Source organism: Kribbella sancticallisti, assembly GCF_039530625.1.
Taxonomy (GTDB): domain Bacteria; phylum Actinomycetota; class Actinomycetes; order Propionibacteriales; family Kribbellaceae; genus Kribbella; species Kribbella sancticallisti.
In genome coordinates, this window is the sequence record NZ_BAAAOS010000048.1 from 282,371 (window position 1) to 289,798 (window position 7,428).

Here is a 7,428-nt window from a genome sequence, read left to right on the forward strand (position 1 = left end):
GACTTCTGTTGCCTCAGTCAACTACTCGCGGTAACGATTGACTACCCGGTCGCCGAATCCAGTCACGCTGTGTACGTCTTGAGCTGCCTCAGCATCGCTGACCTACGGCGGCGCAGCGCGGGAGGTGGCGTCGTCGGGCAGTTCGGGGTGACCAGGTCAGCAGGGTTCATCTGCCGGTGGATGACCACGATGGCCGAGTCGTCGCCGGGGCCGCCGATCTCGGCGACCAACTCCCGGGCGGCGCCTTTGAAGCCGTGGGCAACCAGTCGTTCAGCGTGACCGGCCAGCCGGTCGGTGCCCTGGCCGATGTCGCGGCGGGGCGTCTCGACCATTCCGTCGCTGTAGAGGAACAGGGCGTCGCCCAGCTTCAACTGCCCGCGGTTCACCTGGAACTCAGGCGCTGCGACCAGGCCGAGCAGCGGTCCGTCCGCGTCCCGCGTCTGCCAGCGCCCCGACCAGGCGTCGAACTGGATGGCCGGCGGATGCCCAGCAGTCCGTACTTCGAACTCCCCGCTGCTGAGGTTGATCGCCACGTGCACCACGGTGGCGAAGTCGTCGTCCCAGTCCTGGCGGCGCAGGTAGTGGTTCGCGGCCGGCAGGAACTCCTCGACCGGTACGACGCCGAGCAGGCCGCCGAACGCCCCGGACAGCAGCAGCGCGCGGGTCCCGGCATCGATTCCCTTGCCGGAGACATCGACCAGCGCCACCTCGAGGACGTCGTCACGGGTGGTGGAGACGACGAAGTCACCGGAGAACGAGGCTCCTCCGGCCGACCGGATCGCTTGCTCGGCCCGCCAGCCGGCCGGCAGGTCGGGCAACTCGCCCTGAGCCGTGAGGGTGTCCCGCAGTTCGATCAGCATCGTCTCGCCGCGGGTGCCCTGGACACCCAGCCGGCTGCGCACCTTCGCCCCGGTCAGCACGATCCACGCGGCCACGCCGAGGGTGATGACGAAGCCGGTCTTGGGCAGCCCGGCCGCGCGCTCGGACACGACGTACGTGCCGAGCACCATCGTGATCAGGGTCAGCGCGACCAGGCCCCGGAATCTCAGCAGCAGTCCGCCGAGCAGCAGAGGTATGACCAGGACGGTTGTGGGTATGAAGGAGGGCATCGCCACCGCGGCGGAACTCACGAAGAGCGTCAGCGCCAGCAGACCGACGAAGGCCAGTTGGTGCGACCTGCGCGCGCGCCGGATCCACGACTCGGCCCGTCGGCCGTATCGTCGGAAAACAGCGCTGCCGCCGCCGCTACTCATGGTGAGAAGAATGTAACGGCCGCACGCGGTCCGCGCACCAATTTGTCACAACTTGATCCCAGTCGATGCACGAACGATTCCGTCGCTGTCCGTCATCCCTTGCGGGTCAGGCCGGTGCGCTGGCACTTGGGGCACCAGAAGAGGTTGCGCCCGGCGAGGATCTCGGTCCGGATCACCGAGTCGCAGACATGGCAGTGCTGCCCCTGGCGGCGGTAGACGTAGACCTCGCCGCCGTGGTCGTCGCGGCGCGGATCGCGGCCCATCGCCTCGGGCGTGTGGTCGTCGCCGACGGTGTCGATCCGGCCGGTCTCGACGCCGTACTTCATCAGCTCGAGCAGGTCGTCCCACATCCCCTGCCACTCGCGCTTCTTCACCAGCCGGCCCACGGTCATCGGGTGCAGCTTGGCCCGGAACAGCACCTCGGCGCGGTACACGTTGCCGACGCCGCTGAGCACCTCCTGGTCCATCAGCAGTTGCCCGATCGGCAGTTTGCTGCGGTGGATCCGCTTCCAGGCGAGCTCGGGGTCGGCGTCGTCGCGCAGCGGGTCCGGGCCGAGCCGTTTGAGCAGCGCCTCGCGCTCGTCGTCGGTCAGCACCTCGCACACGGTCGCACCGCGCAGATCGGCGTACGCCGTGGCGTTCCGCAGCCGGAGTCGCACCTGGCCGACGGGATCGGGGACCGGCGCCTCGCCGAAGTCGACCTTGCCGATCAGCCCGAGGTGGATGTGCAGCCAGCCGGCGCCCTCGAAGTCGGCGAGGAAGTGCTTGCCGTGCGCCTCGGTCTGGCGCAGGACGTGGCCGTTCAGCAGCGCCGCACCCTCGACGAACCGGCCCTGCGGGCTGGAGGCCTGCACGACGCGGCCGCCGAAGGCATCCCAGACGTCGTTCGCCAGTCTGTGCAGGGTGTGACCTTCGGGCATGATTCCTCTTATGGGTGTGTCAGCGGGAGGTAAGGGCCGGAGCGGCGCGCCGACTCCGGCCGTGGTCGGCATCGGCCGGTCGATGCGGGCCCGGGACGTCTCCAGGCCCCATCCGGCCGATCGGCCCGCACGAGAGAAGAAGAAGGATCAGGAGGAGGGCAGCGGCGGCAGTTCGCCGGTCTCCTCGTAGGCGGTCAGCATGTCGATCCGGCGGGTGTGGCGGTCCTCGCCGGAGTAGTCGGTGGCCAGGAACGTGTCCACGAACCCGGTCGCCTCGTCTTCGGAGTGCATCCGGGCGCCGACGCTGACCACGTTGGCGTTGTTGTGCAGCCGGCTCAGCTCCGCGGTCTCGGTGCTCCAGGCCAGTGCCGCCCGGACGCCCTTCACCTTGTTCGCGGCCATCTGCTCGCCGTTGCCGGAACCACCGATCACGATCCCGAGGCTGCCCTCGTCCTTGACGACGCCCTCGGCCGCCCGCAGGCAGAACGGCGGGTAGTCGTCAACGGCGTCGTACACGGCCGGGCCGTGGTCGACGACGTCGTGGCCCGCACTGGTCAGGTGCTGGACGATGTGGTTCTTCAGTTCGTAGCCGGCGTGGTCAGAGCCGATGTGCACTCGCATGACCAGAAGTCTCGCAGGTCTTACTGACAATCCGGGACGCCGGGGAGCTTCGGGCCGCCTGATCCGACGTACACGTTGGTGACGTAGCCGCCGTACTTCGGCAGATAGGCCCACCAGTCGCTGCTGCGCGTCGGTGTCTCGATCAACTGCCCCTTCTTCTGACAGCCCACCAGCACGTCGACCGCCGCCGGCAGCGTGCCCAGTACTCCGCCCGACGTGTTCGGCGCAGACCTCACCCGTACGCCGGAACCGCTCGTGGTCAGCCAACTCCCTGGCGACTTCACCCCGCCCGGCACGTTCAGAGTCCGGGTCAGCCGAGTGACGTCCGTATAGGCCTTCCCGTACGACGTCCCGTTCGGGTGCAGCGTGTACACCACCACGATGGTCCGGTCGTCCGTGCCGACAGTGCCGGTGGTGTGCAAGGCCTCGCTGGTCAGGTCCACCCCGGCCACCTTGGTCTTCGCGGTCGGGCTGGTGAATCCGGACCAGCCCTGCTTGATGCTGAAGGCCGGGTCGAACACGGACGCGATCCCGAAGTACTGGTCGAACCCGTCGGTGCCGTAGCGGGTCGCCTGGTGCAGGTTCCCCATCACGAACGAGCGGACTGGCGCAGGGGCCCGGTCCAGCAGGTACCGGTAGATCCGGACGGTGTCACCCGCGGTGAAGGCGGCGTATCCCCAGAAGCCCGGGTGGGTGGTAGGCGGCCCGTCCGTGTGGGTCAGGCCGAGCCGCTCCACCATCCGATCGATGATCTGGGCACCGCCGAGGTGGTCCCAGTAGTAGCTGGCCGCGGCGTCGTCACTGCTGCGCAGCATCACCTCGAGCCGGGCCCGGTCGGCCGCCGGGATGTCGTACGCCGGGCCGCGCTCCCACAGGTAGTCGAGCACGATCAGCAACTTCACCACCGAGGCCGACCGGAACTGCAGGTCCGGGTTCAGCACGTCGGTGAGCTGTCCGGCCTGGCGGTCGAACACCGCCACCCCGGCCGTCACGCCCGGTGGAACCACCACCGCGTCGGCAGTCGTGGTGGCCGCCGACGGCGGACTCATCGAGGCGGTCATCCAGATCAAGCTCGAACCAGCCAGGACCGCGGACAGCCCACCACGAAGAACAGTCACAGGAACCTACTCACCATCGATCGGTTTGCTTGGTGAGTAACCTTCGCCGCTGCCGGTGGAACGTTCAACCCTTGCCAGCGAGTTCGAATCCTCAGTCGAAGATCGGGCTCCGGTCGCGGGTCCGCTTCAGTTCGAAGAAGCCGTCGGTGCCGGCCACCAGGCGGACCCCGTCCCAGAGTTTGCCGGCCGCCTCGCCCTTGGGAGCCGGGGTGACCACCGGGCCGAAGAAGGCGGACCCCTCGACCGAGATGACCGGCGTACCGACCTCCATCCCGACCAGTTCCATGCCCTCGAGGTGGGACTTGCGCAGCGCGTCGTCGTACCGGTCCGTGTCAGCGGCCTCGGCCAGCGCGGCGGGCAGTCCGGCCTCGGCCAGCGACTCCTCCAGCACGCCGTCGCCGTTGATGCCCCGGCCCTCGAGGTGGATGCGGTTGCCGAGCGCGGTGTAGAGCGGCAGCAGCACCTCGCTGCCGTGCGCCTGCTCGGCGGCGATCAGTACTCGGACCAGGCCGAGTTTCCTGTGCCAGTTGGCGTCGTGCTCGTCGCGCTCCTCGTTCAGGATCGCGAGGCTCATCACGTGCCAACTGGTCTTCACGTCGCGCACCTGCTCGACCTCGAGCATCCAGCGAGACGTCATCCAGGCCCAGGGGCAGGCCGGGTCGAACCAGAAATCAGCGGTGGGGGTCATACCTATGATCGTACAAACTGAAATCAATTTGCTCGCCCCGAGGCGTGGCGGTGAGACAGCGGAGGCGATTACGGCCAGCCGCCGGACGGCTACGGTGAGAGACCGGGGATCAAGCTCCGGCAACGCTTTCGCGGAGGTTGGGTAAGTCGCGGGGAAACCCTCGGCAATCGATGGCAGCAGGTGCATAGGATGCCGACATGCCTGGAACCAACCTGACGCGCAACGAAGCGCGCACCCGCGCCGGCCTGATCAGTGACGTGAGCTACGCGATCGAGCTCGACCTGACCACCGCCGCGAGCGGAGCCGCGACGTTCGCGTCGACGACCACCCTCAGCTTCGCCGCCGAGCCCGGCGCGAACACCTTCGCCGACCTGATCGCGGCGACCGTGCGCGAGGTGACGCTGAACGGCCGGTCGCTCGACCCGGACACCGTGTACGACGGCGCCCGGATCCGGCTCGACGGCCTGGCTGAGCGCAACGAACTCGTGGTGGTCGCGGACTGCATCTACTCGCGCACCGGCGAAGGGCTGCACCGCTCGGTCGACCCGGCCGACAAGGAGACCTACCTCTACACCCAGTTCGAGGTCCCGGACGCCCGCCGGGTGTTCGCCACCTTCGAGCAGCCCGACCTCAAGGCTCCCTTCACCTTCACCGTGTCCGCCCCGGCCCGCTGGGTCGTCATCTCGAACTCCGCGACCCCCGAGCCCACGCCGTACAAGGGCGAGAACGGCGAGGAGTTCGCCCGCTGGGAGTTCGCGCCGACGGTGCCGATGTCGACGTACATCACCGCTGTCGTCGCCGGGCCGTACCACGTCGTCACCGACTCCTACGACGGCCCGAACGGGAGCTACCCGCTGTCGCTGCTGTGCCGCCCGTCGCTGAAGGACCACCTCGACGCGGACGACCTGTTCGAGGTGACCAAGCAGGGCTTCGAGCTGTTCGAGCGCGCCTTCGGTATGCCGTACCCGTTCGGCAAGTACGACCAGGCCTTCGTGCCGGAGTACAACATGGGCGCGATGGAGAACGCCGGCTGCGTGACGCTGCGGGACGAGTACATCTTCCGCAGCCGCACCACCCACGCGGAGATGGAGAGCCGCGCCAACACCGTGCTGCACGAGCTCGCGCACATGTGGTTCGGCGACCTGGTCACGATGACCTGGTGGGACGACCTGTGGCTGAACGAGTCGTTCGCCGAGTGGGCCAGCCACTGGGCCCAGGCGACCGCGACGACGAAGTACGCCGGCGCCTGGACCACCTTCTGCAACGCCCGGAAGAACTGGGCCTACCGGCAGGACCAGCTGCCCTCGACGCACCCGATCGCCGCGGACATGGTCGACTTCCACGCGGTCGAGGTGAACTTCGACGGCATCACCTACGCCAAGGGCGCGTCCACGCTGCGCCAACTGGTCGCGTTCGTCGGTGAGGAAACCTTCATCACCGCGCTGAAGGAGTACTTCGCCGACCACGCGTTCGGCAACACCGAGCTGACGGACCTGCTGAAGCCGCTGGAGAAGGCGTCCGGGCGCGACCTGGACGACTGGACCGAGCGCTGGCTGCGGACCGCCGGCGTGAACACCCTGCGGGCCGACTTCGTCGTGGACTCCGAGGGCGCGTTCACGTCGTTCGCGATCGAGCAGACCGCGGCCGAGGCGTTCCCGACGCTGCGGCCGCACCGGCTGGCCGTCGGCCTCTACCGCACCACCGACGAGGGCCTGGTCCGGACCGAGCGGTTCGAGGTCGACATCGACGGACCGCGCACCGAGCTCGCCGAACTGGTCGGCGCGACCCAGCCGGACCTGGTGCTGCTGAACGACGACGACCTCACCTACGCCAAGATCCGGCTGGACGAGCGGTCCCGCGACACCCTGGTCGAGTCGATCGACCAGCTGCGGGAGTCGCTGCCGCGCGCGCTGGCCTGGGGTGCGGCCTGGGACATGACCCGCGACGCCGAGATGCCGGCCGGCCAGTACGTCGGGATCGTGCTGAAGGGGATCCGCGCCGAGACCGACCTGACCGGCGTACGGTCGCTGCTCGGGCAGGCGACCACCGCGATCAACAGCTACGCGGCGCCGGAGAACCGCGCGGAGCTGCGGGCGCGGTACGAACAGACCCTGGCCGAGCTCCTCGCGGATGCCGAGGCCGGGAGCGACCACCAGCTCGCGTTCGCGCGGGCCTACATCGCCGGCGTCTTCTCCGCCGCCGGCGCGGACCGGCTGGCCGGCTGGCTGGACGGCAGCGACCTGCCGACCGGGCTGGTGGTCGACACCGATCTGCGCTGGACCCTGATCGTCGCGCTGGCCCGGCTCGGCCGGATCGAGGCCGACGGGATCGACGACGAGCTGACCCGCGACACCACCATCACCGGGCAGGAGCGGGCCGCGCAGGCCCGCGCGGCCCGGCCAACCGCCGAGGCGAAGGCCGATGCGTGGCGGATCGCGGTCGAGTCCGAGGACACCCCGAACGAGACGCAGTTCCGGACCATCCTGGGCTTCCAGCAGCCGGGCCAGGAAGAACTCCTCCGACCGTACGTCGGCAAGTACCTGAGCGCGGCCAAGGACGTGTACACCCGGCTCGGCTCGTCGATGGGTGAGAACGTGCTGGTCTATCTGTCGCCGCGCAACCTGCCGGAGGAGTCCACGCTGGAGGCCTTGAGCGGCTGGCTCGACAGCGAGGCCGAGTCGATCGACGCGCCGACCCTGCGGTACGTCGGGGAGGCGAGAGCCGACCTGGTCCGCGCCTTGGAGGCCCAGCGGCGCGACGCCCTCGGCTGATGGGTTCCGAACCCTGGTTAACCGGGCCCCCGTCCGCCGACGCCGACTCGACCGATG

The 7,428-nt window shown here is 69.0% G+C and carries 6 protein-coding genes; 1 reads left to right on the top strand and 5 read right to left on the bottom strand.

Annotated features, from left to right (window positions below; translation table 11 throughout):
- Positions 1-62 precede the first annotated feature (62 nt).
- The 5 genes from ABD255_RS30685 to ABD255_RS30705 form a co-directional block, all read right to left on the bottom strand.
- Complete coding sequence (locus tag ABD255_RS30685) at positions 63-1,253, bottom strand: PP2C family protein-serine/threonine phosphatase (RefSeq protein ID WP_344220171.1); 1,191 nt, start codon at positions 1,251-1,253, stop codon at positions 63-65.
- Between the two features lie 92 nt (positions 1,254-1,345).
- On the bottom strand, positions 1,346-2,173 hold the full coding sequence (locus ABD255_RS30690; RefSeq protein ID WP_344220173.1) for an Fpg/Nei family DNA glycosylase: 828 nt from the start codon (positions 2,171-2,173) through the stop codon (positions 1,346-1,348).
- Positions 2,174-2,320: 147 nt separating this feature from the next.
- Positions 2,321-2,794, bottom strand: coding sequence for a ribose-5-phosphate isomerase (locus tag ABD255_RS30695; RefSeq protein WP_344220175.1), 474 nt, complete (start codon positions 2,792-2,794; stop codon positions 2,321-2,323).
- 20 nt (positions 2,795-2,814) lie between these two features.
- Positions 2,815-3,912, bottom strand: a complete 1,098-nt coding sequence (locus tag ABD255_RS30700) for a hypothetical protein (protein WP_344220177.1) — start codon at positions 3,910-3,912, stop codon at positions 2,815-2,817.
- Between the two features lie 91 nt (positions 3,913-4,003).
- A complete protein-coding gene (locus ABD255_RS30705; RefSeq protein ID WP_344220180.1) occupies positions 4,004-4,600 on the bottom strand; it encodes a mycothiol-dependent nitroreductase Rv2466c family protein in 597 nt (198 codons plus the stop codon).
- Between the two features lie 197 nt (positions 4,601-4,797).
- On the opposite strand from ABD255_RS30705, the gene pepN reads away from it, so the two are divergent.
- Positions 4,798-7,371: an aminopeptidase N gene (gene pepN / locus ABD255_RS30710; RefSeq protein ID WP_344220182.1), complete on the top strand. Its 2,574-nt coding sequence runs from the start codon at positions 4,798-4,800 to the stop codon at positions 7,369-7,371.
- The last annotated feature ends 57 nt before the right edge of the window (positions 7,372-7,428 follow it).

Excerpts from the sequence above, each read along its gene's own strand:
- ABD255_RS30685 (WP_344220171.1), bottom strand. The coding sequence starts at position 1,253 with ATGAGTAGCGGCGGCGGCAGCGCTGTTTTCCGACGATACGGCCGACGG.
- ABD255_RS30690 (WP_344220173.1), bottom strand. The coding sequence starts at position 2,173 with ATGCCCGAAGGTCACACCCTGCACAGACTGGCGAACGACGTCTGGGAT.
- ABD255_RS30695 (WP_344220175.1), bottom strand. The coding sequence starts at position 2,794 with ATGCGAGTGCACATCGGCTCTGACCACGCCGGCTACGAACTGAAGAAC.
- ABD255_RS30705 (WP_344220180.1), bottom strand. The coding sequence starts at position 4,600 with ATGACCCCCACCGCTGATTTCTGGTTCGACCCGGCCTGCCCCTGGGCC.
- pepN (WP_344220182.1), top strand. The coding sequence starts at position 4,798 with ATGCCTGGAACCAACCTGACGCGCAACGAAGCGCGCACCCGCGCCGGC.